The sequence below is a fragment of the Bradyrhizobium sp. RDM12 genome (assembly GCF_051917485.1).
Lineage (GTDB): Bacteria > Pseudomonadota > Alphaproteobacteria > Rhizobiales > Xanthobacteraceae > Bradyrhizobium.
Genome location: NZ_CM133064.1, coordinates 4,839,649 through 4,866,429, shown reverse-complemented (window position 1 = coordinate 4,866,429; position 26,781 = coordinate 4,839,649). Strand labels below are relative to the sequence as shown.

The following is a 26,781-nucleotide window of genomic DNA, read 5'->3' as shown; positions in this document are numbered from 1 at the left end:
TAAGCAGTTGCGGAACATGTATCGAACATATAGTGTCCGTTCATGATTTGTTTCGAGCATGTAGCGGCTTATTGCTGAATTCAGCGTCTCGGAATCGAACGACATCAACCGGGGGATTTTGGTCGAGATGTTAACGCGCAAACAATACGAGCTCCTGCGGTTCATCAGCGAGCGTCTGAAGGAAAGCGGCGTGCCGCCCTCCTTCGACGAGATGAAGGACGCGCTCGATCTGCGCTCGAAATCGGGCATCCATCGCCTGATCACTGCGCTCGAGGAGCGCGGCTTCATCCGCCGCCTGCCCAACCGCGCCCGCGCCATCGAGGTGATCAAGCTGCCCGAGCTCCAGGCCGCCGCCGGCAGCCGCCGCGGTTTCACGCCGAGCGTCATTGAAGGCAATCTCGGCAAGGTGCGCACGACGTCGAGTCCGCAGGCCGACGAGGGCGAGCGTCCCGTCGCGGTGCCCGTGATGGGCCGGATCGCGGCCGGTACGCCGATCGAGGCGTTGCAGACCCGCAGCCACACCATCAGCGTCCCGCCCGACATGCTCGGCTCCGGGGAGCATTACGCGCTGGAAGTGCGCGGCGACTCCATGGTGGAGGCCGGCATTCTCGACGGCGACATGGCGCTGATTCAGCGCAACGAGAGCGCCGATACCGGCGACATCGTGGTTGCCCTGATCGACGATGAGGAAGCGACGTTGAAGCGCTTTCGCCGCCGTGGTGCTTCGATCGCACTCGAACCGGCGAACGCGGCCTATGAAGTCCGCATCCTGCCGCCCAACCGGGTCAAGATCCAGGGCAAGCTGATCGGGCTGTACCGGAAGTACTGAGCGGGTCGCGATCGACGACCGTCAGCAACGATTGGAGCGGACGATTGTCCGCTCCGGCTGGATGGTCTTTCTGGTTTTGCACAGATTATCCGGCTACCTCTCCAGCGCTACATCCTCGGCACGCCGCAACGAAGCCCCATCGCTTCGCAGGCGCTTTGACCGACCGAGGAGACCACCATGCGCAAGATCATTTTGGGCACCGCCACGATGACGCTGATCGCAGCATCGGCGCCGCAGGCCTTAGGCTCGCAGGCCTTGATGGGGTCGCAGGCCTTGGCTGCTCAGCCGCAGCATCACGCGCGCAAAGCGCCACAGGCAACGAGCGAGCAATTCCGCGATGCCCGCAACGCCCGTCGCACAGCCGACGCAGCCGGCCTGGCAATATTCGGGCTGGTCGGCGCCCGCAGGCCGCTGAGATGACGCGCTCACCGAATGCGCGGGAGCAGGCTTTGTTCCTCGTGCATTTGCAAAAGATAATGTGATCGCGCTCTGTCGATGCGAGCCGCAGATTTGCCAACAAACAAGCATATGATCAGCTTCCACTCTGATAGGGGCCTGTGCCTCAGAGACAGAGGCGCCGGTGCTCTATCCTGATTGAGGAGCACCCGATGTGTGACTATAGCCTGCATGCCGTCGCGACGCGTCCCGCAGAAGTCGGTGAGACCATCGTCACGACAACGTTCCGCGGCACCTCGACGCGCGGCTTCGCCTCCGAAGCCGACATGTCCGTCGCGGTCTGCCTGCTGCCGGGAACGGAGCTCGCCTTCGCCGACAACGTCCGCTACGACAATCGCTGGATCTGGACGCGCACCATCAATTCGCGTGTCGGCAAGTTCGGCAAGGTCGATCCGCACATTCCCGACCGCCATCACGACGCGATCGAATTCCCCGACGGCAAATACGTGCTGGTAACGCAGCTCGTGGAAGGCCAGCGTGCGACCGTGCTGCAACTGCCGGTAACCCAGCCGCTCGGCGAGCGCGAGCACAAGCCGCAGATCGCCGACAGCCGCTCCACGCCGCCGCGCCTGCCGATCGGCTAAGCGGTCGATCTTAATCCTCGGCCTGCAGGTCGGCGTCGGCCGGCGTTGCGTCTTTGGAACGCGGAGCTGCCGACCGTGGCATGAGGGACTGTTCGAAATCTCCATCGCCGGCCGCCGCCGGCGACCAGGGGCGGTTTGCGCCCCTCGCCTTCACCGCCTGAATGGCAAAGCCGTCGCCGCGCGGCGTCAGCGCCAGCGCGCCTTGGCGCGCGAGACGCGGCCGATCGACCACCATCGCACCACAATCCGGCGGCGCGGGCCTTGCCGTCACCACCAGTGCCGCGCGGCTGCAATCGTCGGCCAGCGCGTCGATGCGGAGCGCCAGCGCAATCATGCGCCCGTCGGCGAGTGGCGTCACGCAGCCGGTGTCGTCGCACGACACGCCGTCACTGAGCGAGGCGCTCCCGGCATCGCGGGAGTCCGCATCGGCCGCGAGCCACTCCTTGAGCAGAAAGCTGTCCTTGCTCGTCCGGATCAGATGCAACTGCCCGTCCCTGCCCCGCACCGCGACGCTCTGCCCGTCACCGGCGATGAGAATGTCGGGTTGCCGAACCGACAGCCCCCAGACGATCGCCGCGACGAGCACGAGTACGCCCGACCAGCGCAAGGGCGTCCGCAGCAAGCCCATCAGGATCAGCCCGACGCTCGCCGCGATCAGCGGCGCGGTGCCGAAAGCGCCGACGTGGCCGATCGCTCCGGGCAGCGCCGCCACCCAGCGCGACACCGCCACCATCCAGTCGATGCCGATCCCCATGAGTCACCAGAACACGCCGTCGAGCCCGAAGGGCGCAGCGAGCAATCCCAACCGCAGGCATCACCAGCGCGGACACCACCGGCATCGCGCCGAGATTGGCCAGCACGCCGTAGGGCGTGACGCGGTGGAAATGGAAGGCGGCATAGGGCGTGGTCGCAAGCCCCGCGATCATCGAGGCCATGAACAGCATCGCGATCTCGCGGCCGCCCCACAGCGCGATGCGCGCGGTGGTCGAATGATCGGGCGAGGCAAACAGGTTCGGCATGCCGATCTGCACCAGCGCGACGAGCCCGAGCGTTGCCGCAAACGACATCTGGAAGGCGGGAGGCCGATCCCAAAATCATTTGTGTCATCAACATGCTAGCTGACCTTGCGCACCTTGCTCCGGGGATTTTTCCGGGATTCCGCGAGCCGCTCGACGGCGACGGCGATATCTTCGTCGAGCACATGCGCGTAGCGGAGGGTCGATTTGATGTCGGCGTGGTTCATCGCCTTCTGCACCAGCTTGAGGTTGCCGCTGTCGCGCAACAGCTTGGTCCCGAAGTCGTGGCGGAAGTCGTGGAACCTGAAGTTAGACAAACCCGCATTGGCGCGGATTCGCTGCCAGGCCGTCTTGGCGCCGGTGTACGTCAGCGGGTAGCGCTGGCCACGCACCCGGCCGAGCTTCTTGTGGGCAAACATCGCGACATAGGTGAAGCAAAACTCCGGGTGCTGGCCCCGCAGTGGAAACAGGATCTCGCGGATATGCGAGGTGATTGGAAACACCACCCGCAGGCCGCCCTTGCCGGTCCTGACGATCTGCCGGGTACCGAAGTCCACTTCCGACCATCGTAGCGTCACGCATTCCTTCAGCCGCATGCCGGTGGCGCGTGCGAAATCGAAGAACGGTCCGTAGTCCTCACGCATCGCGTCATCGAGCGCGGTTGCCTCTTCGCTCTTCAGCTCCCGGATGCGCTCGGCAGGTTCGGGCAGCAATAGATCGTCCCATTTCGGTTCGCTCTCGAATACGGTGCCCTCGGCCTTGGCGAACGTGAAAAGCCGCTGCAACACCTTCGTGGCACTGCGATTGACGGTGGCGTTGGCGATCTTCGGCAGCGCGGCCCGCTGCTCTTTGCTGAGGCGCTTGCCGCGCCGTGAGACGCAATGACCGCGGCGCCACGCCACAAGCTCTTTGGCTGCCTTGTGATCGATCTCGGTGAGAGACTTCGCCTTGCCGAAATACGCGATCAGCCGTGCAAGGTTGGCCTCGGTGGCTTTCGGATCGGCGTCGTGCTGCGCCAGGTCGTCCCAGAGCCGAGCGGCAACGTCATCGATCGCGAGCGACGTCTTGGATCGTGCCATCGCCTTGACCAGCGCCTTGGCCTTCACTCGCTCGTCGGATTCGAACCGCTCGGCTTCTTTGCGAGCCGTGCATTTCGTTGAGCCATGAAACCGACGACCACTGAGCTGGAAGTCGTACTGATAGTACGGCGATCGCTTGTCCTTGTAGACTGACATGGTGGCGCCTCTCGCTGCCGTCGGCGTGCTTCGAACTCGACGATATCCTGTTCGGCGTATCGTCGGCGCGGGCGCTTCTTCCCCCGCCCCACGTTGATGTAGCTGATCTCGCCGTCCTGGACCAACGCGCTGAGTTGGTCCTCAGTGATCTTGAGCCGGTGGGCGGCTTCGCGCGGCGTCAACAGCGGCGCCGGTGTTGGTTGCAGTGGTTGCCCAGACATACATGCCTCTCCCCCGGTGAAATTCGGGGATCGTGATGGAGGGCAAAGACACCGTGGACAGACGCAACCAATCATAAGATTGGAGCGCGCGATAGTCCGGTAACAAGCGAAAAGGCTGCAAAACGCTTCAATACTGTCCGGTGGGTCGCAAGTGCGTTGCGACGAGAATTCATCGGAGCAGGCTCTCCGGGCGCCCAGCACCGGGCGCGAGGAGAGCAAAATGAAGTGCCCACAGTGCGGCGGGTCCGGATATGCCCCCATTGATACAAAGCCTGGCGAGCCGATCGACCCACCACCGGTCTGCCTACCCTGCAAGGGAACTGGCGACGTCCCCGGGCCAAAGCGGGCTCCGTTCATCAGTAAGATGACCGCGGTCCGCCGAACACGAAAGGGCTGAAACGATTGAGGCCCCGGATCATCTCCGGGGCCTCTTTCATTTTATTACTTTCTGTGGGTCCTACACTGGTTGGGGCGCGGTGCTGTGAACACCGGTGCTTGGCCCATCCTCAATCTGGTCGATCGGCGGCGCCAGCGAGAGCAAAAGATGCCGGTCGCTGTAGGATTCCAGCAGCCGCCTGGCGCGCCCCATGGCATCTTCGGTCTGCCGCATCGCCGCGAGCTCCCGTTCCAGCCGCTCGAACAGCGGGATCCTCTTGGGGCCGTCCCGCGCGACGAGATACGCCACCACCGCAAGAGCACGCTCAAGGCGCTCGACAGTGACTTCGTCGCCCGGGAGAGTCGCCTCCTTCGGAAGAGCAGCGCGCGTCGGGCGCTCGACGGTGACGGGATCGTGCTCCTTGGTTTTGGTATCGCGGATCGGCATGTTTCGTTTGACCTTATGCCCGTTCTTCGGGGTCCATCCATGCTCAGGCGTCCATCCCTGCAGATGTCTCTTCACCCATCCCGCTGGACGATACGACTTTGTCAGGTCGGATCCTTTCCCTTGGTCACTCATCGCTATCGTCCTCCGCGTCTGGCGCGTCGCTGTGCCGCGTGCATCGCCTCCAGCTCGCAACAGTCGTCGCCGGTATCGTCCTCTGCGGCGATGGCATCGACCAGGGCAGCGTTATATGCGGCGCGGCAGTCGCGCTCGGAGGGAGTGACGGTGCCCTTGCGGGCGCCGATCTCCTCGCGCATCGCAACCAGACAGACGAAGAGGGTGAAGGGTGGAAATAGTCGGTGTTCGGACGTAACGTCCGCGTCAGCTTTGGCCATGGTTACCTCATGGTTGGAGTTAGGGCTGGCTGGTGCTTCCAACACCAGTCAGTCCGCCCACTATAGCGCGAATCGATCGCGAGCAAAAATCAGAACATGCGACCGGCGTCCAACACGCGTCCAACAACCTCCGATACCTTTCTGATTTCCAAGACGATTATTTATTTAAGCGTGTAAGGCGCGATGGATCGTCGCCTCGCCGACCCGGTACTCGCTGGCAAGCTCGGCCATCGTGGCACCCTTGGCGTAGCGATCGGCGATCACACGCCGCTGGCCAACGTCGAGAGCCGAGGGGCGGCCGAATTTTTTGCCCTGCTTCTTGGCCCGCGCGATCCCGGCCTCGGTCCTGGACAGGATCAGCTTGCGCTCGAACTCGGCGATGCCAGACATGATCGTCAGCATCAACCGGCCAACATCAGTCGTCGTGTCGCACCAGCTCTCGCCAAGGCTCAGGAAGCCGCAGGAGATGCCTTCCAGTTCGTGGAGGATGTTGTGCAGGTCGCGGCCGGAACGGGCCAGCCGGTCCAGCTTCGTCACCACGACAGTATCCCCGGGCACCAGGCCCCGCATCAGCCGCTTAAACTCGGTGCGGCCGTCGGTCGACTTGCCCGAGCGCTTTTCGGAATAGACGCGCTCGCAACCGGCGGCCTTCAGGGCCTCCACCTGCGAAGCGTGATCCTGCGCGGAAGTGCTCACCCTCGCGTACCCAATCTTCATCGTTGCCCCCCGTTTTGGAATCTCGGCTTACGGAGGCTAAATGGGTAACAAGGTCAGGGCAACCGCCGTCCTTTCATTAGTGTTGGGTTTCGGAGTGACCAGGCGCGGGCGCAGCTTCCCCAATGCCCGACCCGCAAGTGCCCGAAAGGGCTTTACCAGCCCGCTTCGCCAATTCATTCGTTCTGGTCTAGAATCTCGCACCCGCAGCGCGAGTTTCGCTTGGGAAATCGGCTTCTCCAACAGATTGACGCCTTCATCGAGCCTTCCCTGGTGAACGACGGCATTGCGCGAATATCCGGTCATGTACAGGATCTTCAGTTCCGGTCGGATTTGGTGCGCTCGCCTTCCAAGCTCGCGTCCATTGATCCCTGGCATGACCACGTCGGTTAGTAGAAGGTCGACCTTCGAGTCGTCCTGCAGGAGAATAGTCAGAGCGGCTTGAGCGCTGCGGGCCGAAAGGACGCGGTAGTTGAGATCCCGCAGGACGTCAGAAATATAGACGCGCAGATCTTCATCATCCTCGACCACGAGAATGGTCTCGAATATTTCACCCTCAGCGAGCTCCTCAGGGGCCACTTCCTCATGTCGGGCACTCCCGGTGAAGCGCGGGAAATACATCTTGATCGTCGTGCCTTGGCCCACTTCGCTGTAGATTTTTGCGTGGCCTCCGGATTGTTTGACGAAGCCATAGACCTGGCTCAGACCAAGGCCGGTGCCGTGGCCCGGCTCCTTCGTCGTAAAGAAGGGTTCAAACGCGTGACTGAGAACGTCCCGCGGCATTCCGCCTCCGGTGTCGGTCACGCAAATGGCGACGTACTGACCGGGCGCCAATTCAGGATTGAGACGGCAGTAATCCTCGTCGGCGGCGATATTGGCAGCTTCCAAAGTCAGCTTTCCGCCGTCAGGCATGGCGTCCCGAGCGTTGATCGCCAGGTTGACGATGGCTGACTCCAGATGGTTGGCGTCCGCTTCGATTTGCCATAGACCCGCACTTCCGACCGTTTGGACTTCGATGCTCTCTCCGAGCGTGCGCTGAAGGAATTCCTGCAGGCTATTGACGTAGTTGTTCACGTTGATCGGCTTGGGATCGAGCGCCTGTCGGCGCGAAAATGCCAACAAGCGACTGGTCAACGCCGCGGCTCTCTGCGCCCCTCGTTTCGCGTTTGCGAGCGCCCGGCTCAGATTGGCTCCGGGCGCCTTGGCGTGCCGTTCAGCTGTTTCGAGATTGCCAAGGACGATCATGAGCAGATTGTTGAAGTCGTGCGCGATGCCGCCGCTGAGTTGCCCCACCGCTTCCAGCTTTTGGGATGCGGCGAGTTGCTCCTGAACGTGCTTGAGCTCGTCCTCGGCGCGCTTCCGGTCCGTAACGTCGCGCGTGACTTTGGCGAACCCGACGATGTTTCCGGCCTCGTCCGTGATGCGATCGATGATGACGGACGCCCAAAAGCGGGAGCCATCTTTTCGCAGGCGCCAGCCTTCTGCTTCGAAGCGACCATGCTCCGCCGCCTCTGAAAGCGCACGCTTGGGGACACCGAGTTCGATGTCCTCGGGCGTGTAAAAAGCGCTGAAATGCCGACCGACGATCTCCAGCGGCCCGTAACCCTTGATCTGCTCGGCTCCGGGATTCCAGGTTGTCACATTGCCGAGCGGGTCGAGCTGAAAGATAGCATAGTCGACCACGGCCTCGATCAGCTGCCGGTAGCGACGCTCACTATTGAGAAGCTCTTCATGGGCTTGCTGACGCTCCGTAACGTCCCGCGTGACCTTGGCGAAGCCTATCAGTTCACCGGCTTGATTCCGGACCGCATCAATGATGACCGATGCCCAGAAACGGCTTCCGTCCTTGCGAACTCTCCACCCTTCGGCACTGAAGCGGCCTTCTCGTGCAGCGACGCTCAAGGCGCGCTCGGGAAGACCATTGGCGCGATCCTCTGGCGTATAGAAGGATGCGAAGGACTTGCCGATGATTTCGTCGGGCGAGTAGCGCTTCAACCGCTGCGCGCCGGAGTTCCAGCTGCGCACCGTTCCGTCGACGTCGATCATGTAGATGGCGTAGTCCACGATGGCGTCGATAAGTAGTTGAAGTCGTGCGGTATCTCCGATCCCGTCAAGTTTTGACTGAGGGCTTTGCAAGCGGCGGGACTCCAGTGGCCACAACAAACAACTGCGGAGACAAAGTGTGGTTCCGCGCCGCATGCTGTCCCCCTTTGGCCGAACTGAGACAGCTTGGCCGGTCGCTGCGAAGGGACCAGGATCCCGTTGGGTCAAAGTGCCCATATTCGCTGCGAACAGATGTCCTCCGCTCCTGCGAACGTCTGACATCGAGGCGGGCCAGAGTGGGCGTGCCAGCGGATTACGGACCTTGCTGTCGTGCCAATCTCCGCCTCGGGCGGTGCGGACACCTCGAATCGCACGAGTGGTGACGCATACCGGCCCCAGCTCGCGATCCCCGTCGCGCCCCAGAGCTGGGGCCACTTTCAAATCGAGCCATCGTCAAATTCAAACTAGGCCGCCTCGCTCGGAAACAGGCCAGCACCCGGAGCGCCTAAGTTGAATTTTGGAATGGCCTGATTTGCTCAACCCATGTTAATTCCCGGACGGCTCTAGGCGTGTACTAGGTTCATAGCGGGGAACGATTGCGATGGACTACCGCGCTTACATCATGGGCGAGGACGGGCGGATCAGGGGCGTGCACGAGCTCGACTGCGCGAGCGACGAGGAAGCCAAGGCCAAGGCTACGCAGATGCTCGACGGCCACGATTTGGAAGTGTGGCAGCGAGATCGGCGCGTCGCTGTCTTGAAGCACCATACAAAGCAGTAAGGCCCGCCTCGTGGGCGGCCTCTTTCATTTCGCTGACGGTGAGCATCTGGCTGCGGCCAACGGCCCGCCGTAGTCGCGGCCAATCCGGGCGAAGACCAGGGCGAGGGTCTGATCGGGATCTCCGTAGATGCGTGGCCGGTAGTCGGCTTCCGCAACCGGCGACCCGATGTCTCGAAACATGCGAGTCGGCCTCAGGCGCCGATCGCCGTCTTTGTCGTCGGTTGGGGGGGCACCCCTGGGCTTCGCCTTGACGGTGGGGCCGGTCACGGGTGGATTCCACGGCCCGGCTCTACCGGCGGCACGCTGTCATCGGTCAGTAGCCAAGCATCATAAGCGGAAAGCGCTACATCGCTCTGCGCCTGCGTCCTCGGGAGACCGCCGAGCACCAGCAGTGGTTCTTTCAGCTCTCGCGCAGCCGCCGCCGCACGATCGGCGAAGCCTTCGAGTTCTTCGCCCTGATCGGGAAACCATTCGTGTGATCCCGCGGTGGCCCACAACGGGATGCCGGGCGGCAAGCAACCGCACACGACAACAACGCGAAGCGGCTGGGATGATCCACCGCGGTGTTCCGATGAATTCAAGCGCTTCTCCAGTGCTTCGAGACGGCGGGTTAGCCCGCATTTCTCACACGACCGATTGCTCAGCGACGGAGGATAGGAGGATTTGGCAAGGCAACGGGGAGCCGTGGCGCTGAAGGCGCAGCCGGCGGTTTGGTTTTGAATGTCTCCGTTGGGCCTGTTGGTGATGCCGCCGATTGAGCGCGTCGCAGCGTCGCGTGTCAGGCCGGCGAGGCGCGAGCCTTGGCGGCTTCGGCCAGGCGACGAGCCGCGTGTCCCCACGGCTGAGCGGCTGGGCAGGCCGAGGCCATGGCGATCCTGATGCGGCGGACGCTGATGCGCACCAGTGCGCCGATCTTGAGGAGCTTGAGGCGGATGGTGCCGCAGGTGGCGTCCGCAAAGGTGGTTTCGGCAAGGCCGATGCGCCGCAGGGCACAGATCAGCACATAGGCCATCGAGGCGAACCACAGCCGCAGCTGGTTGGCGCGCATGGTGGCGGCCGAGGTGCGGTCGGCGTAGAGATCGAGCTGGCACTCCTTGATGCGGTTCTCCATGTCGCCGCGGGCGCAGTAGATGTCCTCATAGAGCTGCCGCACGCCCGCCGCGCTGCGCTTGAGCGAGGTGACGACGAAGCGCGGATTGGCCTCGCCTTGCGTCCACTCCGCCTTGGCGACGACGCGGCGCTCCTGGCTCCAGGTGTCGCGCGTACGCCATTGGAAGTCCTTGAAGCGGCGTGCCGGTTGGCCGGTCGTCTCGGCTGTGGCTCTCGCCGCGGCGAGCTCCTCCTCGATCATGGCGACCAGGCGCGTGTTGCGGGCGAGCCCGAACAGATAATCCACGCGGTTTTGCTCACACCACGCCATCAGCGCCTCGCGCGCAAAGCCACTGTCGGCGCGCAGCACGATGCGCACGAACGGCCAGCGGGCGCGGATTTGCCGGACAATCCGCGCGATCTCCGCGACACTGCCTGCGCTGGCATCGATGTCGGCGCGCCGCAGCTTGGCCGCCAGCAGATGCCGGCCGCAGAACACGTACAGCGGCAGATAGCAGTAGCAGTCGTAATAGCCGTGGAAGAAGCGCCCCTCCTGATGCCCGTGCAGAGGATCGTCGGTGGCGTCGAGATCGAGGATGATCTGCGGCGGCGGTCGCTTGTGCGCCTCCAGGAACAGCGTCACCGGCAACGCCTCGATCGCCGCCGCGTCGTAGGCGATCTTGTGATAGCGCGAAGGTTCCTCCCGGCCCAGTTCCAGCCGGTTCAGCGTCGACTTGCCGGCCACCGGTGCGCAGTCCTCGCGCCTGGCAACAAGCTTGCCCGCCAGCACCGCCATCAGCGGGTCGTGCCGCAACTCGTCGTGATCGTTGATGTCTTCGTAGCCAAGTGCGATGCCAAAGACCCGCTGTCCGACCAACGTTCCGACTGCGTGCTCGATCAAGTCCACCCGGCGATGATCGCGAAAGCAATCGGCAAAGCGCCCCACCAGATCAATCGCCCGATCAGACGCGCCCAGCAGCAGCGCGCCCGCATCCGACGTCACCAGGCCACCATCAAAAGCCGCTTCCACGATGCGGCCTTCCACCTCTCCAAAATCAAACCGTTCTGCGCTACACTGTGCCGGCATCGGGGCATTCCTTGAATCACCGCGAAGTCCTTCTCGCAAAAGAACTTTCGCTGATTCGCGCCCCGATGCGCCTCAACACTGTGAGAAATGCGGGTTAGTTCGTCGCTCATTTGAAGCGCTCCTCCAATGCGTGCAGCCGGGTTTCAACATCTTGCGTTTCGATCGCGCGGCGCGCCGTCTCGATAACGGCGGCGATCTCGACCGCCTCAGCCGGTGATACCTTGCCGGCCGCCATAGCCGCTGTGACGGCCGCCAGGGCGCCGACAACATCGGCCGCAGTTTTGATCGGCGGCAGCGCGAACGGTGCGGCGCGACCTTTCCGCGGCGGCTCGATCCTGTCGACGATCATCTTTTGCGATGGCCGATCCCCGCGTTTGGCTTGTCGGATAATCTTGGAGACGATAGCCGCGCGATCGTCATCGCTCATGTGCTCAAGCAATAGGGTCTTGCGGTGTCGCGTCCCCGGCTTCAGGCCCGCCGGGTTGCCGCTCTTACCCTTCACGAATGGCTTGCCCCGGACCTTCTTCGTCGCTGCTTCTGGCGCTGCTTTTTGAGCTGCCTTCGTCGCTGCTTCTGAAGGTGCTGCTGGCGCATCTGCTGCCTCAGCGGCTTTCTGCCACGCCGGTTTGGTCACCACACGCCACCATGTCAGGAATCAGGGGGCCATCGGCAGCGGGTGCCGATGGCCAGCGCATGTTACATCCACCTATCTGCCCGCGCCTTCCCACCTGGGCCCGAAGCGCTGGACGTTCCGGACCGGGCGCGAGAGCTGCTTGAAAATCGTGCCGGTGCCGATGAACTCGTTGACGATGTGGCCGCCTGGCATCGTCTTCGTAATCTTGCGGTGCTCGAATTCGCGCATGCCTTCCGTGCTCATCGACGCCGCCATCGCATCGCTGCGGATTTCGCTGATTACGTTTTCTAGTGCGACATGGTCCGCCGCAATGATCTGCAGCTCGACGCCCTTCCAGCGCGGAGAGTGAGACTGCATCTTGCGGGTCGTGCGGATCTTGTAGGCAACTAGATCCTCACCAGCCATCGGCGGCTCTGCCGCGCTGCCCAACGCCCGCATCACAGAATCGGCCTTCGCCTGGACGTCGGCGAACGCATTCAAGTCGGCCATCGGGCGGGTCTGCTTTCTTTGCATGCCGGCAACGCTCGACGCCAACGCGGCGAATTCGCTGCGGCCAACGCTGTCGGCTGCGACGCGTTGGCCCATTGTCTGGTCGACGCCGCGATCGCGCTCGCCAGCCTCGTCGGCTTTCTTGCTCGCCTTGACGTCTTCAGCGAGTGCCGCATTTCGCATTCACCGCGCTGATCGACGCGGTGATGTCGGTGCGCATCGCATCCACGGCGTCCATCAGCGTCTTAAGTTGTTCAGCGTCCATCTTGGTATCTCCGTTTCACTTTGAGTTGGTTGCGGGTCGGTATCCTGTGTGGATGCACCGTACAGCCACGCGCGAGTTTATCAAAACCCCTTTGTGGATAGGGTTTGCGGGTAACAAGCAAGCGCCGCGCGGTTTGCTATTCAGCGCGTCATGCGGCATGGTGACAGCGCGATGGATCTCCGAGGTCGCACCTGTGATCGCCCGCCCCTTGGCCTCTGACCCGGGGGGCGGGCGATGTTTTGAGGGCCGAGCGACGGATGGACTCGCCGGCCGCAGATGACACGGCCCGCGGCATGCACCGCGCGGCCGTGTCGCTTTTCCGGGAGCAGCGTGATGGCGAACCTCGACCACGAAGAGGGCAAGCGGCTCGAGTCATCCGTGAATTCGCACCGACACCAGGCCGCGCTAGCCGCCTGCGGCTCGACGTGGGCGAACAACGCCGGCATGAGCAAATCGCCGCAAAGCTTCGCGCGCAGCTTCAGCAGAGGTAGGCGCGCGCCGCAGATTGTTCAAACGACAACGTGGCCCGCACAGCGGCCGGCCCGAAGCCGTCTACCCCAAAGCTCGAGATGACGGGTGTCTCACCGGCCGCCGCCGCCCGCTGCGCCCGTCGCCATTCAGCGGTCGCGGCGAGGATCGTGTCAGACCACCGTGCGGGAAATGGGTCCTCTGCGGCGTTCTCCGCGAGCGCCAGCAATCGCAGGCGAGCGAAGTTAACGGCGCCATAGGACGCTGGCACTTCCGACACGACGCCTTCCGTTTCTGGTTGATCGAAAGAAGGGGCTTGGCGGTGTGGCGTGCTCGAATCGACCGGAGCATCTAACCCACAGACAGCGACCGGAGGGAGCGGCGGAGCGCAGCGACATTCTTCCTCCTCCATCGGGTGACCGCATTCCGTCAATGAGATGGAAGAAGAGTATGGTTGCCGAACCGCTGTCACGGCGGTTTTGGCCGCCCGTTTCCTGCGGCGGTAGGTCGACTCGCTGATGCCCTCCAGCTCCCATGGCTTGCGGCGCCGTTCGGATTCTGCCTGCGGCTTCGCGCCGGCCTGTTCGCGCTTCCACCGCTTATCGGCCGCCTCTTTCTGTCGCTGGATCGCGTCGCGCTGTTTCTTGAGCATGTCGCAGGCGCCGATCGTCCGGAGGTCGAGGAACGTCCGCATCTCATACGTGACGCCGAGCGCGCGGGCGACTTGATCCGCACTGCGCTTCCGGCCTTTGCCGATCTCCTTGACCATGATGTCGAGACTGTCGTCGTCGTCGATCTCGGGCATTAGATCGAGGGCGGCATCCCTCATTTCCTCCTGGGCGGCGCCGCGTAGCGCAAGCTGGTTGAGCAGCTCGCGCAGCACTTCACGCCCATAGTCATCATCCGGCAGGCTGGCGCCGAATAGGTGATTGACGGACATGTAAAGCTCACACTCGCGAACGTCTGCAGGCGATGTCGGCCGGCCGCCCCTGCGTCGACGGTTGCGCCGGGCTTCAGTCTTGTCGCGCTCGTTGCGGACGATGCCGAAACGGTCGGTTGCGTTCACCGAATCGGTGCGGTAGGTTGCTGGCACTGAAGCCGCCTCCTGTTACGGGTGGTGGTCTAGAGCCCGGTCAAAAGCTCTGTTTCTAAATGCCGCTCGGTTCACAGCCGGGCGGCATTTCCTTGTGTGCTACCTGCGTTCCAAAAGCTAACAGGTTTTGGAAGCCTTCGAGTGGCCTTGTTACCACTGTGATTTTACGTTTCGAAATCCGTTCTTCCAAAACGATAGAATTCGAACGTTAAGCGGTCCCCTGTATGGTCGTCGGGACCGCGTTGAATTCGGTGACCCAGCTATAGGCGTCGTGCTGCCGGAAGTTTCCGAAGTGGTGGACCGACGTCACCATGAACGTACCCTGCTGCGCCGCCTTTTGGTTCAACAGCGAGCTTTGCGCTTGTTGGGTATTGGTGATCAGGGTCTTTGGCATCAGCACCAAATCACCGACCTGGATGTCCGCGCGCATCGCACATTTGAACGCGATCTCCGGCGCCAATAGCCAAGTAGGCTGCCCGATCAAGTCGGTGAAGGCGATCTGTTTCGGCTTGGTGCTGGACGGCTGATCGTAGACGTTGATCGTGTTGCCATCGAAAAGGATCTGCGCGCCGTGATAGTCAGGCTTGTTGATGATCGACCGACTTGCTGCGAAGATATATTCGGCGAACGCTTTCACGCCCGTGTAGATGCCGGGCAAATCCTCTGGAGCGATCAGATTGCCATTTAGGTTAGTCTTGATGGTGTAACCGGGATAAGCGGTGGTCAGCGCAGACTTGATCGCGGCGTCGGCCGGCTGCCCCTTTTTCCACGCGAGCGCGAGGTTCTTCGGAGCGTTGGGTGGCGAGTTCGCTGGCGGCGGCGACCCCGCGGCGATGACGATGTCGAGGCTCATATCCGTGCCCACCCAATTGCCGAATGATTGGAAAATGAAACCCCGCACGAGCAGGCCGGCCTGCTGTGGGTTGGCCAGGGGCAAGCCCTTCTGAAAACCGCCGTAGACCTTGATCTCCTTGTTTCGCAGGTTCTCTGCCTGCGAAATCATCTGCAGCGGTATGCCCCAGATTTTGATGAAAGCACCGGCGTTGGCCGGCGAATGCATCGCCGCAACCGGGATGTCCAGCTCCACCTGCAGCGCGCCGCGGATGTTCTGGCCGTTGAGGTGGGAGGTGAAGACGGTTTTGCCGCCGTCTATTTCAATTCGGTAGTAGCGCAAGGTCTTTACCCTTCAGCGTGGCGGAGTGTGCCTCTGGCAATTATGAGCAGAATCATCGGGAAAATCGCAACGCGCGTGTTCCCTAGTTTCGGTCCCTATTAGGGCCGCGTCTCGGTCTTGAGGACAAAGCGGATGGGAAGCTCGAAGGTGTCGACGTTGTCTGCTGTCAGGTTCTCGATGTCGCTCATGACCTGCGCCGCCGCTCTCACGATGGCGTCGACCTGCGCTCGACGCGATTCCTGATCGGCGAGATGCTCCTTGTCGGATTCGCTGATGTCGGTGGGATCGGCGCGCCGAATATCGACTTCGCGCTGATCGGCCAGGCGACGCTTGCCCACTGGAAGCAGCAGACAGTTCACCGCGTCCTCCTCGGCCTGTTCGATCGCCTGCAACAGAAGCGCCTTCCGGGCCGCTAGTATGTGCTCCGGAGTCGGATCGTCGTTCTCGATCTCGAAGTCCGGCGCATAGGTTGTGCCGTCAGCTCCGATGTTCGTCGCGACCGCGGCAACAATGTCGGGATGAGCGATCGGCGCCGGATACGGTTCGTGGCGAACCCGTATCTCGGCTTGCCACGCGGCGGTGTCTCTCCAGAAAGCGGATGCCGGGTCCTCTGCGTCTGCATGATCGGACGGCTGCGGCTGAGGACGCATGGGCTGCTGCGCCTTCACGATCATGTCGTGGTCGTGCCACGTCTGCAGCTCGTGGATGAACGCGTCGACCAGCTTGCCAAATGCTTGCTTCGCCTGGTCGAAGGTGACGGGCGGCGGAGCGAGCGCGGACTTCAGGATTTTGTGCGTCATGACTGTCAACCTTTAGAGTTTGAGATAGTAGTAAACGGTATCGGCCAGCCCGACATTGTTGTGTGCGGCGTTGCCGCCAGAGCTGTACGTAGTGTCAAGACCGTTGGAGCTGTTGACGCGAACACCGGTTGCGGCGGCAGCGATAGCAAACGTCCCGGTGAGGCCGAAAGCGCCGCCGCCACCAACGCCGCCGCCGCCCTGGTTGCCATAGATCGGGCTCGGACCCGATCCCCCAACGCCGTGGACATGCGTCGGATCAAATATCCCGGCCGAGTGAAAGTGGCTGGCTAGTTCATTGACGATCAGGGTGTGAAGGTTTTCGCCGATGACCGAGCCGGGCGTCGTCAAGGCTCCGGTCGTGACCGGAACACCGGTGAGGCGTGTGGTCGGTGCGCCGCCCATTGTGTCGACGCCGACCACGCCCTTGCCGCGCTTGTCGTAGACTTGGATTTGCTTATTGGCTGCGAAGTCGGCCGCAGCATTCGCGCCACGCGTGGTTGGAGCGCCAGCGCTGGTGAACGCCGGGCACTGCGTGTTCGAGTAGTTGTTCCAATGCCAAGCGAACAGGTTGGCCGTGTCGTTGTTGGCGCGCTGCGTCGCGTTCGATGCGGATTGCCGATTGTGGTCGCGTTTGCGACTACCCATCCGGTAATAGACTCGTTAGTCGTCCGGAATTTCATGTCTCCAGTCGTCGCCGCGCCGGCCGACGATTGGGCCTGCTGCGACGAGCTGATCAGCTGATAGTTCGTGACGTTGTCGACAAACTCCGCCCACCCGCCGGAGATGAGTGCGCCAGCGCCGAGAGCGCTGCCGTCTGGATTAACCCATGCCGAAGGCCCCGCGCCGATATCGAGCGTGCAAGGCCCGTTGTTGCTATTCGCGATCTTGATGCGCAGCGTCATGCCCTGAGTGCGCTGCGTGATCGGCGGCGAGTAAGTGGCCACATAGCTGTTCACGCTACCGGTATCTTGCGCCCAATTATGAGCCGCGGCCTGCGCCTGGGGAATCTGCTCCATGTTCTGCACGGTGCCGGCCGTGACGAGATTTGCGCAGATATCACCGCCCAGCCACGCCTTTGCAGTCGTGCCTTCTTGCGCGCGAACGATGGTCAGCACGTCGGCGACGCGCTGCGTCACCAGAACAATCTCGCTCACCGTCTGCGTTGCCGCGTCGATCAGCGTCAGGAGGAAGGGCTGGTTGGCTACAGGCGTCGGGAATGCACCGCCGGTTCCGGCTGCGACCTGCAGCGCGGTCGCCACCGTATTGATCGGGGCAGCCAGAATGGTGTTGGCGTTGTTCGCAAATTGATAGGTTGGTGCGGCCATTGTGTGCCCCGGTTTCCTTTTAGGTGGTCGTTGGTGGATAAAGATGGACACGCGGCGGCTTGGGGCGCCCCAATCAACGTGTCCCGGTAACGCGTCTACGATCGCTAGCGACGCTGGATCGACGTCGCCCTTCACGTACGTCCGAATGCAATTCAGCAACGCATGGCGCGTCCGGCAATGAGCGCGCGCGCGCCAATCGTTCGCAGATTGATGTCCTCGTTGGCGCTGTAGAATCCATTCCGTTCCGTCGAGTGCCGCGACGATGCGCCAGCCGACGCTCAACCTCGCAATGACGGGAAAGGCGTCGTCACTCTCGCCGCGCCGCGCCACGATCGGCTGAGGCCGTGGAGGCCGTGGTGGCGGAGCAGGCTTCACCACGGGCCTGCTCGGCGGCTTGACGGGGCTGCTGGTCAAGGTCGCGGCCACCGGCGGCTCGACCATGCCGGGCCGGTCGGGCAGATCAACGACGCGCGCGAGCTCGGACATGCTCACGGGACCACCCACGTGAAGCTCTATGCACCGCCCGAGGGCCGCCCGCGAGCGGCAGTGCGCGCGCGCATGCCACTCGCCGTCCTCGTGGAGACCCTGCAGGACCCACTGGAATGTGTCGCACACCACGCGCCATCGCTCACCCAACTGCGCGACCACGGTCATGTCCGCGGCTCCCGTCGGCGCCGCGCTGCGGATCCCTGCGGGGGGATGTCGCTTCTCGCGGGTAGCGCTTCAATGATTGCAGCCGCCCGCGGGTCGACAGGCCCGGCGTGCGCTTTCACGAGCGCGCGGAGCATCTCCACGTTCCGCACAAGCCCCTTGCCCTGCCAGTCTCCGGCCACGCGCTGTTGCAACCACCACGCCCTGCTCCGCCGCCCTGGGGCTGCCGGCAGGACGACAATGCGCCAATCGGAATTCAGCTCGGCCAACAGCTCGATGGTTTCGCTCATGCGCGGAGCCCTCCCGTCGCCTCGACAGAACGGCCGGCGAACCTCCGGGATATTTTCCGGGACTCTTCGCCACCAAATTCGGATTTATGCCGGTTTCCGATCGGTTTTTGTTCTACCGCGAGGGTCTCGGCATCCAGCCTAACTGATTGATACTTACCGTTCTTTTTAGCGTTTCCGGATGCTAAACCGCCGGAGCGTCCACGCTCTGGAAGCTCGGATGCACCAGCGCCTCAGGCGCGACCGCGAGCACGATCAGCGCTGCCACCGCCAGCGTGCGGAACGTGATCGCCCTGCGATCGACCATCACCGCAATCAACACCACGGCGGTCATGAAGAACGACCTCTGGGTCGCAACCTCCGCGCCCGAGAGCAGCAGATAGAACGCGGACGCGGCCAGCGCCGCGGCCGCCGACCATTTCTTGATTGCGAAGCCGGCCGCCATCCCGGGGATCAGCGCCAGCAGCGCGCGAACCGCGAAGAAGACGACGCCGGCGACGACGGCCATATGGTAACCGGAGATCGACAGAACATGGCCGAGGCCGGAGATGAACATCGCATCATTGACCGGCGTGGTGATCGCATCGCGCCGGCCGGTCAGGAGCGCCGTCGCGATCGCGCGGTTGTCGCCATCGAGCACGGCGCGGATGCGCGCGTCGATCGCATCGCGCAGCCCCTGCATGACAGCCGCATAGCGCAGTTGCAGGCCGCCGGCGTCGGGCGGCGCCACGGCGGTGATCGCTCCCATCACGAAGCCGGAGGCGCCGATGCCCTGGAAGAACATGTCGCGCGAGAAATCGTAACTTCCCGGCCGCAGCGGCGCGAGCGGCGGCATCAACCGCGCCTTCAGCTGCACGAAGCTGCCGACATCGGGAGCCGTCCCCTTGCGCACGGAGAGGCGGACGCGCTCCAGCTTCACGTCGCTGCGCTGCGCCTCCATCGCGGTGACGCGCAGCACGAAACGGTCGGTGCGCTCGCGGATGTCGCGGGTCTCGACGAAGCCCGACAGCGACACCGAATAAAGCGGCTTTGCGAGCACCGTGTGCGCGATGCGCGCCGTCTTCCACGTCGCCATGGCAAAGCCGGCCGCGACCGCCGCGATCATGATCGCCGGCGCAAACCACCGGCTCCGCCGCGACAGGCCGGCACCAAGGGTGAGGGCGACGGCCGTCGCTGCGGCGACCCAGAGCACCGGTTCGTGATCAGCTGAGAAGTAGAGCGCAATGCCGCAGCCGAAGGCGATCGGCACCCACGGGAACAATCGTCCGGCGCCGGCTTCGGCGCGGGCCCATTCGTGCAGCGTCTCAACGAGCGTGGGCCAGACGCCCAAGCCTGCGGGCGCAAAGCCACCGGCCGAGGCAGTTCGGCCGACGGGCCAAGTCCCTGCGACAGTTTGGGACCGCACTGGCCGGCCCGGCTCCGCCATTCCCTAGCAACCCTTGCGATACGCGACGGAGGCGGAGGCTACCGGAACGTGCGGCGGGGCGAATAGCGGTACGGATCAGGAACGGGCAGTGGAAAAGCCCTACTTTTCCTCTTCCATCGTCACGGCGACATCGGCCTTGGCCGACAGCCGGACCTTGTTGCCCTCGACATCGGCAACCAGACCCTTGTCGATGAAATGGTGATGGCCCTTATGGCTGCCCTCGCCGCTGTCCTTTTTGGTCAGCTTGATGCGATTGCCCTCGACCTTGTCGACCGTGCCGACATGGACGCCATCGGCGCCGATGACTTCCATATGCTCTGCGATGTTCTGCATGGTGGGATCCTCAATTGGGGACCCACACAACGCGCGGGATGCGCGTTCGTTGCCTCGCCGGAATGACGATGCCGTGTGCCCGGTCAGATCAACGGCGCGCGTGACGAAGCATGGTGGTTGACGATCTTCCAGTCGCCCTCCTCGCGCTGGATCACCCAGCTCATCTTGACCGAGAACTCCGGCCGCTCACCGGCGAGGTCGAACGCCACGATTGCGGCCATGTTGATCAGGTCAGCGCCGGCCTGCGCTGCGTTCACCTCGGAAAACACCGCGCTCGGCTTGCGCCAGCGCGGCAGGCCGTCGAAATAATCGACGACACCGTCCCTGCCCCGATAGAGCTTTGGGTTGGAGCCGAAGAAGAATGCGTTCTTCGCATAGAGCGATGACAGTGCGGCCGCATCGAGGGTGGCGAAGCCGGCGCACCATTTCGCGATGATGGTGGAAACGACTGCGTCGGCTTCGTTGCTCATTTGCGATCCTCAGCCCTTGGCGACTTCCTTCGCGAACGTGTCGCGCAGGCCGATCGTCCGCGAAAACACCGGCTTGCCCGGCGCCGAATCCTTGTCGCGCACGAAATAGCCCTGGCGCTCGAACTGCATCGGCTCGGTCGAATTGCTTTCCGCAACCGATGCCTCGATCCGGGCATCAGCGAGGATCTCCAGCGACTGCGGATTGAGGTCGGCCGCAAAATTCGAGGCGTCCGGGCTCGGATTGGCGAATAGCTGGTTGTAGATGCGGATCTCCGCCGGCACCGAATTCGCCGCCGGCAGCCAGTGCATGGTCGCCTTGACCTTGCGGCCATCGGGCGCGTTGCCGCCCTTGGTCGCGGGATCGTAGGTGCAGCGCAGCTCCACCACCTCGCCGGCGTCGTTCTTGATCACGCCGGTGCACTTGACGAAATAGGCGTAGCGCAGCCGCACCTCGTTGCCCGGCGACAGGCGGAAGAACTTCTTGGGCGGATTCTCCATGAAGTCGTCCTGCTCGATATAGAGCTCGCGGCCGAACGTGATCTTCCGCGTGCCTGCGCTGGCGTCGTCGGGGTGGTTGATCGCCTCGAGTTCCTCGATCTGCCCTTCCGGATAGTTCTCGATCACGACCTTGAGTGGCCGCAGCACGCCCATGCGCCGCTGCGACGTGCGATTCAATTCCTCGCGGATGCAGAATTCGAGCATGCCGATATCGACCACACTGTTGGCCTTGGCGACGCCGATGCGCTTGACGAATTCGCGCAACGCCGCCGGCGGCACGCCGCGGCGGCGCATCCCCGCCATGGTCGGCATGCGCGGATCGTCCCAGCCGGCGACATGACCGTCGCGAACGAGCTGGGTCAGCACACGCTTGGACAAGAGCGTGTAGGTCAAATTGAGCCGCGCCATTTCGTACTGGTGAGGCTTGGAGGGCACCGGCAGCTTCTCGATGAACCAGTCATAGAGCGGCCGGTGGTCCTCGAACTCCAGCGTGCAGATCGAGTGCGTGATGCCCTCGATGGCGTCCGACTGGCCGTGGGCATAGTCGTAGCTCGGATAGATGCTCCACCTGGTGCCGGTGCGCGGATGGTGCGCATGCAGAATGCGATACAGCACGGGATCACGGAGATTGATGTTGCCCGAGGACATGTCGATCTTGGCCCGCAGCACGCGCGCGCCGTTCGGGAATTCGCCGGCCTTCATGCGGCGGAACAGGTCGAGATTCTCGTCCACGCTGCGGTCGCGGAAGGGCGAGTTCCTGCCGGGCTCGGTCAGCGTACCGCGGGAGAGCCGGATCTCTTCCTGGGACTGGTCGTCGACATAGGCGAGCCCGTCGCGGATCAGCTGCTCTGCCCATTCGTACAGCCGGTCGAAATAGTCCGACGCAAAGAACAGGTTCTTGCCCCAGTCGAAGCCGAGCCAGTGCACGTCGGCCTGGATGGCATCGATATATTCCTGCTCTTCCTTGACCGGATTGGTGTCGTCGAAGCGCAGATGGCAGCGGCCCGGAAACTCCTGGGCGATGCCGAAATTAAGGGCGATCGACTTGGCGTGGCCGATATGCAGATAACCGTTCGGCTCCGGCGGGAACCGGGTCACGATCTCCTTGTACTTGGCCTGATCGAGGTCGGCCCGGATGATGTCACGAATGAAATCGCGCCCAACCTCGTTCGCCACCGGTTCTGTCATTACGAAAATCCTGCAGGGAAATCAGCGGTCCTTCTGCCAAATTTGCTTGGCTGAGCCAAGAGCTCAAGCAAGGCGTTAGGCGGTCCGCTGCCGGGCTTTAGTTATGCTCCGGTCCTGTTATATACCACCGCCTCTCATGCATAGGCCCTGCCACGAATGACCGATCCCGTCGTCACACGCTTCGCTCCCTCCCCGACCGGCTTCCTCCATATCGGGGGCGCCCGCACGGCGCTATTCAACTGGCTCTATGCGAAGAAGCACGGCGGCAAGATGCTGCTCCGGATCGAGGACACCGACCGGGAGCGCTCCACCGAGGCCGCGATCGGCGCCATCCTGGACGGCCTCAAATGGCTGGAGCTCGGCTGGGATGGCGACGTCATCTACCAGTTCAGCCGCGCCGCCCGGCACCGTGAGGTTGCCGAGCAGCTGCTCGCCGACGGCAAGGGCTACCGTTGCTACGCCACGGCCGAGGAGCTCACCGCCATGCGCGAGAAGGCGCGTAGCGAGGGCCGCACCCGCCTCTATGACGGGCTGTGGCGCGACCGCGATCCGGCGACCGCCCCATCCGACGTCAAGCCGACAATCCGCCTGCGCGCGCCGCAGACCGGCGAGACCGTGATCGAGGACCAGGTCCAGGGCCGCGTGGTCTGGCAGAACGAGAACCTCGACGACCTCGTCCTGCTGCGCGGCGATGGCAACCCGACCTACATGCTCGCGGTGGTCGTGGACGACCATGACATGGGCGTCACCCACGTCATCCGCGGCGACGACCATCTGATCAACGCCGCGCGCCAGAAGCAGATCTACGATGCGATGGGCTGGGCGCTGCCGAGCATGTCCCACATCCCCCTGATCCACGGTCCGGACGGCTCAAAGCTGTCCAAGCGGCACGGCGCGCTCGGCGTCGACGCCTACCGCGCCATGGGGTACCTCCCGGCCGCGCTCCGCAACTACCTCGTCCGCCTCGGCTGGAGCCATGGCGACCAGGAGATCTTCTCGACCGAGGAGATGATTGCCGCGTTCGACCTTGCCAATGTCGGCCGCGCTGCCGCCCGCTTCGATTTCGCCAAGCTGGAAAACCTCAACGGCCATTACATCCGCCATGCCGACGATCAATCGCTCGTGAAGATGTTCGAGGACGTGCTCGACCATTTGGTGCCCGCCCGCGACGAGATTAAGGCCAAGTTAAACGACACCACGCGCGCGCAGCTGCTCAAGGCGATGCCGGCCCTGAAGGAGCGCGCCAAGACGCTGATCGAGCTGATCGACGGCGCTTATTTCATTTTCGCCGACCGCCCGCTGCAGCTCGATCCCAAGGCCGCAGCCCTGCTGACACCTGAGAACCGCAAGCTGATCGGCCAGCTTCATTCCGCGCTGGAGAATGTCGAGACCTGGAACGGCGCCAGCACGGAAACCGCACTGCGCGCTTTTGTCGAGGAAAATAGTCTCAAGCTCGGCGCAGTCGCCCAGCCCATGCGGGCCGCGCTGACCGGGCGCACCACGTCGCCCGGGATATTTGAGGTTTTGGACGTACTGGGACGCCAGGAAAGTCTGGGCCGGCTGAAGGACCAGGCTACGACGTAAGTCGACCATGCGTGCGGCGATCTTGCAGCGCACACAGCAATAATATACCCATCTGGACCGTACCTTCTGGAATATCCGGCTTGCCCCACCATGTCATCGGGGCCTTCCGGGTCCGGCCCGTTTCACCATACATCGGGGACCTCTGATGGACGCAAAAGCAAGCAATAAGACCGCCACGCTCACGGTCGGAAATAAGAACTACGATCTCCCGATTCACAGCGGCAGCGTCGGGCCAGATGTCGTCGATATCGGCAAGCTATACGGCCAGTCCGGACTGTTCACCTACGATCCCGGCTTTACCTCCACTGCGAGCTGCCAGTCCAAGATCACCTATATCGACGGCGACGCGGGCGTGCTGGAATACCGCGGCTACCCGATCGAGCAACTCGCCGAGAACGGCGACTTCCTCGAGACTTGCTATCTGCTGTTGTTCGGGGAGCTGCCGACCGCCGCGCAGAAGAAGGATTTCGACGATCGCGTGATCCATCACACGATGGTGCACGAGCAGATGGCCCGCTTCTTCCAGGGCTTCCGCCGCGACGCCCACCCGATGGCGATCATGGTGGCCGCGGTCGGCGCGCTCGCCGCATTCTACCACGACTCCACCGACATCAACGATCCCAAGCAGCGCATGATCGCTTCCATGCGCATGATCGCGAAGATCCCGACGCTGGCGGCGATGGCCTACAAGTACACGGTCGGCCAGCCCTTCGTGTACCCGAAGAACTCGCTGAAGTTCGCCGAGAACTTCCTGCACATGTGCTTCGCCGTGCCGTGCGAGGAGTACAAGATCAATCCGGTGCTTGCTGACGCGCTGGACAAGATCTTCATCCTGCACGCCGACCACGAGCAGAACGCCTCGACCTCGACGGTGCGCATCGCCGGCTCCTCCGGCGCCAACCCGTTCGCCTGCATCGCCGCCGGCATCGCCTGCCTCTGGGGCCCGGCGCATGGCGGCGCCAACGAGGCGGCGCTTGCGATGCTTGCCGAGATCGGCTCCGTGGACAAGATCCCCGAGTTCATCGCCAAGGTGAAGGACAAGAACTCCGAAGTTCGCCTGATGGGCTTCGGTCATCGCGTCTACAAGAACTACGATCCGCGCGCCAAGATCATGCAGAAGATGTGTCACGCCGTTCTCAAGGAGACCGGGCATGGCGACGATCCGATGCTGAAGGTGGCGCTCGAGCTCGAGAAGATCGCGCTCAGCGACCAGTACTTCATCGACCGCAAGCTGTATCCGAACGTCGACTTCTATTCAGGCATCACGCTGAAGGCGATGGGCTTCCCGGTCTCGATGTTCACCGTGCTGTTCGCGGTCGCCCGCACCGTCGGCTGGATCAGCCAGTGGAGCGAGATGATCGAGGACCCGCAGCAGAAGATCGGCCGTCCGCGCCAGCTATACACCGGCGTCACCCGCCGCGACTACGTCGCGATCAAGGATCGCAAGTAAGTCTCAGCCTGAGGGCTATCAAAACGGCGCCATCTCTGGATGGCGCCGTTTTTGTTTTGCGATCACCTTGTCGGGTGGGTCGCCCCAAATCTTGCTGCCGCGCACAACAACAAGTCGGCGCATCGTGCCTGTGAGCGCTTGACAGTTGAAAGGCTCCGCGCGCAAATTCTTACACTAAGTAAGAATGACGACAGGGATGGAAATGCCGGAGCAGCCGAGAAGTCGGCGGCAGACGCGTGCTGCCATTTTGACTCATTTGCTCCAATCCGGCGGCTCGTTCCGGCCGCCGCTGGCGCGCGCCGTGCGCCTGTCCGAAGCAAGCCTGTCGCGCATCCTGTTCGACCTCAAGGCCGAAGGCCTGATCGAGGAAGTACGGCGCCCCGCCCCTTATGTCGGCGGCCCGACGGGTCTGGTGTCGCTCGACCGCACGGTGGCGCTTGCCGCCCTCGAACTGACCGGCCAATGGCTCAGTGTCGGCGTCGGCGGCCTCTCGGGCGATCTGCATTACACCGAGCGTGTGCCGCTGCCGAAGAAACCGACCGTCAGATCCGTCGGCCGGGTGTTTCGTGAAGCGCTGGCATTGTTGCGCGACTGGACGCGCCGGCGCCGCATCACGCTCGCACAGGTCGGCGTGACGGTTCCGGGACTCGGCCGCCTGAGCGTATCAGGCAATCCGATCATTCCGTGCGACCTCGGACGTATCGCAGACATGTTCGGCGAGTTGTTCGCGGGCGTGCCGGTCACTTTCACCAATTCGGTGGTGGCGCACGCCACTTTTCACCGCTGCCGCACCGAGAATTATCCGTTCAGCGATGCGCATCTGTTCGTCTTCGTCGGCCAGGGCGTCGCGGGCGCCTGGTTGGATGATCCGATCGAGAACGACGCGCTCGACCCGGTCGAGCTCGGCCACATGGTGTTCGGAACCGACGGGCCACGTTGTCGCTGCGGACACCACGGCTGCGTCGAAGCCTATACGTCGCTGCCCGCTCTCGCCGAGCTTCTGCGCGTCACCGAAGCAGAATTGCTTCAGCTCGGCAGTGAATGGGTGACCGCGATCCCCCTCACATCGCGGGTGCGCCACGAATTGCGCCAGCGCCTCTTCAGGCTTGGCCTCGCCATCGGCAACACATTGAACGTCAAGCCATGCCGCGGCGTTGTCGTCAGCGGCTGGCCGTCGCTGCTCACTGAAGACGATCGAAAGGCCGTCATCGACGGGATCGATTCCTGCCTGCTCGGCGGCCGGAAACTGGCGCAGGTGTCGCTCGCCTTCGTGCCGCCCTCGATGGGCAACGATCCGCAGGCGGCACTTGCCTTCGCCGCGCTCTGCCTGACCAGAAGCGGCGGCATGCCGGCCGCATCGACGGAGGCCGCCTGAC

General features: G+C 63.3%; 24 protein-coding genes and 3 pseudogenes. 7 read left to right on the top strand and 20 right to left on the bottom strand.

What is annotated here, in order from left to right:
• Positions 1–127: 127 nt before the first annotated feature.
• The 3 genes from lexA (at position 128) to ACTGJ9_RS23765 (ending at position 1,869) form a co-directional block, all read left to right on the top strand.
• On the top strand, positions 128–829 hold the full coding sequence (gene lexA, locus ACTGJ9_RS23775; RefSeq protein ID WP_456673077.1) for a transcriptional repressor LexA: 702 nt from the start codon (positions 128–130) through the stop codon (positions 827–829).
• A 177-nt stretch (positions 830–1,006) separates the two neighbouring features.
• On the top strand, positions 1,007–1,249 hold the full coding sequence (locus ACTGJ9_RS23770) for a hypothetical protein (protein WP_456673076.1): 243 nt from the start codon (positions 1,007–1,009) through the stop codon (positions 1,247–1,249).
• A gap of 188 nt (positions 1,250–1,437) precedes the next feature.
• The gene (locus ACTGJ9_RS23765; protein WP_456673075.1) at positions 1,438–1,869 is read left to right on the top strand and encodes a hypothetical protein; all 432 of its coding nucleotides are present in this window, start codon (positions 1,438–1,440) and stop codon (positions 1,867–1,869) included.
• A 10-nt stretch (positions 1,870–1,879) separates the two neighbouring features.
• On the opposite strand, the pseudogene ACTGJ9_RS23760 reads toward ACTGJ9_RS23765, so the two are convergent.
• The 7 genes and pseudogenes from ACTGJ9_RS23760 to ACTGJ9_RS23730 form a co-directional block, all read right to left on the bottom strand.
• Positions 1,880–2,948, bottom strand: a pseudogene (locus tag ACTGJ9_RS23760) (ComEC/Rec2 family competence protein); the annotation flags it as partial.
• Between the two features lie 35 nt (positions 2,949–2,983).
• Positions 2,984–4,120, bottom strand: coding sequence for a tyrosine-type recombinase/integrase (locus tag ACTGJ9_RS23755; protein WP_456673074.1), 1,137 nt, complete (start codon positions 4,118–4,120; stop codon positions 2,984–2,986).
• Positions 4,121–4,200: 80 nt separating this feature from the next.
• A pseudogene (locus tag ACTGJ9_RS23750) lies at positions 4,201–4,341 on the bottom strand (hypothetical protein); the annotation flags it as partial.
• Between the two features lie 457 nt (positions 4,342–4,798).
• A complete protein-coding gene (locus ACTGJ9_RS23745) occupies positions 4,799–5,164 on the bottom strand; it encodes a hypothetical protein (protein WP_456673073.1) in 366 nt (121 codons plus the stop codon).
• A gap of 134 nt (positions 5,165–5,298) precedes the next feature.
• Entirely contained in the window at positions 5,299–5,556 is a 258-nt protein-coding gene (locus ACTGJ9_RS23740; RefSeq protein ID WP_456673072.1) for a hypothetical protein, read from the bottom strand.
• A 165-nt stretch (positions 5,557–5,721) separates the two neighbouring features.
• A complete protein-coding gene (locus ACTGJ9_RS23735) occupies positions 5,722–6,273 on the bottom strand; it encodes a recombinase family protein (protein WP_456673071.1) in 552 nt (183 codons plus the stop codon).
• 36 nt (positions 6,274–6,309) lie between these two features.
• A complete protein-coding gene (locus tag ACTGJ9_RS23730) occupies positions 6,310–8,316 on the bottom strand; it encodes a PAS domain S-box protein (RefSeq protein ID WP_456678604.1) in 2,007 nt (668 codons plus the stop codon).
• Between the two features lie 598 nt (positions 8,317–8,914).
• On the opposite strand from ACTGJ9_RS23730, the gene ACTGJ9_RS23725 reads away from it, so the two are divergent.
• Positions 8,915–9,094, top strand: a complete 180-nt coding sequence (locus ACTGJ9_RS23725) for a hypothetical protein (RefSeq protein WP_456673070.1) — start codon at positions 8,915–8,917, stop codon at positions 9,092–9,094.
• A 263-nt stretch (positions 9,095–9,357) separates the two neighbouring features.
• On the opposite strand, the gene ACTGJ9_RS23720 is transcribed toward ACTGJ9_RS23725, so the two are convergent.
• The 13 genes and pseudogenes from ACTGJ9_RS23720 to ACTGJ9_RS23660 all read right to left on the bottom strand — a co-directional run bounded on the left by ACTGJ9_RS23720 (position 9,358) and on the right by ACTGJ9_RS23660 (position 22,371).
• Positions 9,358–9,609, bottom strand: a complete 252-nt coding sequence (locus tag ACTGJ9_RS23720) for a hypothetical protein (protein WP_456673069.1) — start codon at positions 9,607–9,609, stop codon at positions 9,358–9,360.
• Positions 9,610–9,872: 263 nt separating this feature from the next.
• Positions 9,873–11,270, bottom strand: a complete 1,398-nt coding sequence (locus tag ACTGJ9_RS23715) for an IS1380 family transposase (RefSeq protein WP_456673068.1) — start codon at positions 11,268–11,270, stop codon at positions 9,873–9,875.
• Positions 11,271–11,376: 106 nt separating this feature from the next.
• Positions 11,377–11,904 carry a DUF5681 domain-containing protein gene (locus ACTGJ9_RS23710; RefSeq protein WP_456673067.1) on the bottom strand — a complete coding sequence of 176 codons (528 nt, stop codon included), beginning with the start codon at positions 11,902–11,904 and terminating at the stop codon, positions 11,377–11,379.
• Positions 11,905–11,976: 72 nt separating this feature from the next.
• Positions 11,977–12,489, bottom strand: a complete 513-nt coding sequence (locus tag ACTGJ9_RS23705) for a hypothetical protein (protein ID WP_456673066.1) — start codon at positions 12,487–12,489, stop codon at positions 11,977–11,979.
• A gap of 647 nt (positions 12,490–13,136) precedes the next feature.
• Entirely contained in the window at positions 13,137–14,219 is a 1,083-nt protein-coding gene (locus tag ACTGJ9_RS23700; protein ID WP_456673065.1) for a hypothetical protein, read from the bottom strand.
• A gap of 208 nt (positions 14,220–14,427) precedes the next feature.
• Positions 14,428–15,393: a hypothetical protein gene (locus ACTGJ9_RS23695; RefSeq protein WP_456673064.1), complete on the bottom strand. Its 966-nt coding sequence runs from the start codon at positions 15,391–15,393 to the stop codon at positions 14,428–14,430.
• A gap of 98 nt (positions 15,394–15,491) precedes the next feature.
• Entirely contained in the window at positions 15,492–16,193 is a 702-nt protein-coding gene (locus tag ACTGJ9_RS23690) for a hypothetical protein (RefSeq protein WP_456673063.1), read from the bottom strand.
• A gap of 12 nt (positions 16,194–16,205) precedes the next feature.
• On the bottom strand, positions 16,206–16,541 hold the full coding sequence (locus ACTGJ9_RS23685; protein WP_456673062.1) for a hypothetical protein: 336 nt from the start codon (positions 16,539–16,541) through the stop codon (positions 16,206–16,208).
• Positions 16,538–18,172 (bottom strand): hypothetical protein, encoded by a 1,635-nt coding sequence (locus tag ACTGJ9_RS23680; RefSeq protein ID WP_456673061.1) that lies wholly within the window; start codon positions 18,170–18,172, stop codon positions 16,538–16,540. The genes ACTGJ9_RS23685 and ACTGJ9_RS23680 overlap by 4 nt, the downstream gene beginning before the upstream one ends.
• 492 nt (positions 18,173–18,664) lie before the next feature.
• Positions 18,665–19,882, bottom strand: a pseudogene (locus ACTGJ9_RS23675) (ComEC/Rec2 family competence protein); the annotation flags it as partial.
• 99 nt (positions 19,883–19,981) lie between these two features.
• Positions 19,982–20,215 (bottom strand): DUF2171 domain-containing protein, encoded by a 234-nt coding sequence (locus ACTGJ9_RS23670; RefSeq protein ID WP_148753702.1) that lies wholly within the window; start codon positions 20,213–20,215, stop codon positions 19,982–19,984.
• Between the two features lie 83 nt (positions 20,216–20,298).
• Positions 20,299–20,685 (bottom strand): YybH family protein, encoded by a 387-nt coding sequence (locus ACTGJ9_RS23665; protein WP_456673060.1) that lies wholly within the window; start codon positions 20,683–20,685, stop codon positions 20,299–20,301.
• A gap of 9 nt (positions 20,686–20,694) precedes the next feature.
• Positions 20,695–22,371 carry a glutamine--tRNA ligase/YqeY domain fusion protein gene (locus tag ACTGJ9_RS23660; RefSeq protein WP_456673059.1) on the bottom strand — a complete coding sequence of 559 codons (1,677 nt, stop codon included), beginning with the start codon at positions 22,369–22,371 and terminating at the stop codon, positions 20,695–20,697.
• A gap of 156 nt (positions 22,372–22,527) precedes the next feature.
• On the opposite strand from ACTGJ9_RS23660, the gene gltX reads away from it, so the two are divergent.
• From gltX to ACTGJ9_RS23645, 3 genes are all read left to right on the top strand, one after another.
• Positions 22,528–23,955 (top strand): glutamate--tRNA ligase, encoded by a 1,428-nt coding sequence (gene gltX / locus ACTGJ9_RS23655; RefSeq protein ID WP_456673058.1) that lies wholly within the window; start codon positions 22,528–22,530, stop codon positions 23,953–23,955.
• Between the two features lie 145 nt (positions 23,956–24,100).
• Positions 24,101–25,405: a citrate synthase gene (gltA, locus tag ACTGJ9_RS23650; protein WP_456673057.1), complete on the top strand. Its 1,305-nt coding sequence runs from the start codon at positions 24,101–24,103 to the stop codon at positions 25,403–25,405.
• Between the two features lie 196 nt (positions 25,406–25,601).
• On the top strand, positions 25,602–26,780 hold the full coding sequence (locus tag ACTGJ9_RS23645) for an ROK family transcriptional regulator (protein WP_456678603.1): 1,179 nt from the start codon (positions 25,602–25,604) through the stop codon (positions 26,778–26,780).
• Position 26,781: the final 1 nt, after the last annotated feature.

What these genes read in the sequence shown, in the direction of transcription:
- lexA (WP_456673077.1), top strand. Translation starts at nt 128, where the DNA reads ATGTTAACGCGCAAACAATACGAGCTCCTGCGGTTCATCAGCGAGCGT.
- ACTGJ9_RS23770 (WP_456673076.1), top strand. Translation starts at nt 1,007, where the DNA reads ATGCGCAAGATCATTTTGGGCACCGCCACGATGACGCTGATCGCAGCA.
- ACTGJ9_RS23765 (WP_456673075.1), top strand. Translation starts at nt 1,438, where the DNA reads ATGTGTGACTATAGCCTGCATGCCGTCGCGACGCGTCCCGCAGAAGTC.
- ACTGJ9_RS23755 (WP_456673074.1), bottom strand. Translation starts at nt 4,120, where the DNA reads ATGTCAGTCTACAAGGACAAGCGATCGCCGTACTATCAGTACGACTTC.
- ACTGJ9_RS23745 (WP_456673073.1), bottom strand. Translation starts at nt 5,164, where the DNA reads ATGCCGATCCGCGATACCAAAACCAAGGAGCACGATCCCGTCACCGTC.
- ACTGJ9_RS23740 (WP_456673072.1), bottom strand. Translation starts at nt 5,556, where the DNA reads ATGGCCAAAGCTGACGCGGACGTTACGTCCGAACACCGACTATTTCCA.
- ACTGJ9_RS23735 (WP_456673071.1), bottom strand. Translation starts at nt 6,273, where the DNA reads ATGAAGATTGGGTACGCGAGGGTGAGCACTTCCGCGCAGGATCACGCT.
- ACTGJ9_RS23730 (WP_456678604.1), bottom strand. Translation starts at nt 8,316, where the DNA reads ATGATCGACGTCGACGGAACGGTGCGCAGCTGGAACTCCGGCGCGCAG.
- ACTGJ9_RS23725 (WP_456673070.1), top strand. Translation starts at nt 8,915, where the DNA reads ATGGACTACCGCGCTTACATCATGGGCGAGGACGGGCGGATCAGGGGC.
- ACTGJ9_RS23715 (WP_456673068.1), bottom strand. Translation starts at nt 11,270, where the DNA reads ATGCCGGCACAGTGTAGCGCAGAACGGTTTGATTTTGGAGAGGTGGAA.
- ACTGJ9_RS23705 (WP_456673066.1), bottom strand. Translation starts at nt 12,489, where the DNA reads ATGGGCCAACGCGTCGCAGCCGACAGCGTTGGCCGCAGCGAATTCGCC.
- ACTGJ9_RS23690 (WP_456673063.1), bottom strand. Translation starts at nt 16,193, where the DNA reads ATGACGCACAAAATCCTGAAGTCCGCGCTCGCTCCGCCGCCCGTCACC.
- ACTGJ9_RS23680 (WP_456673061.1), bottom strand. Translation starts at nt 18,172, where the DNA reads ATGACCGTGGTCGCGCAGTTGGGTGAGCGATGGCGCGTGGTGTGCGAC.
- ACTGJ9_RS23670 (WP_148753702.1), bottom strand. Translation starts at nt 20,215, where the DNA reads ATGCAGAACATCGCAGAGCATATGGAAGTCATCGGCGCCGATGGCGTC.
- ACTGJ9_RS23665 (WP_456673060.1), bottom strand. Translation starts at nt 20,685, where the DNA reads ATGAGCAACGAAGCCGACGCAGTCGTTTCCACCATCATCGCGAAATGG.
- ACTGJ9_RS23660 (WP_456673059.1), bottom strand. Translation starts at nt 22,371, where the DNA reads ATGACAGAACCGGTGGCGAACGAGGTTGGGCGCGATTTCATTCGTGAC.
- gltX (WP_456673058.1), top strand. Translation starts at nt 22,528, where the DNA reads ATGACCGATCCCGTCGTCACACGCTTCGCTCCCTCCCCGACCGGCTTC.
- gltA (WP_456673057.1), top strand. Translation starts at nt 24,101, where the DNA reads ATGGACGCAAAAGCAAGCAATAAGACCGCCACGCTCACGGTCGGAAAT.
- ACTGJ9_RS23645 (WP_456678603.1), top strand. Translation starts at nt 25,602, where the DNA reads ATGGAAATGCCGGAGCAGCCGAGAAGTCGGCGGCAGACGCGTGCTGCC.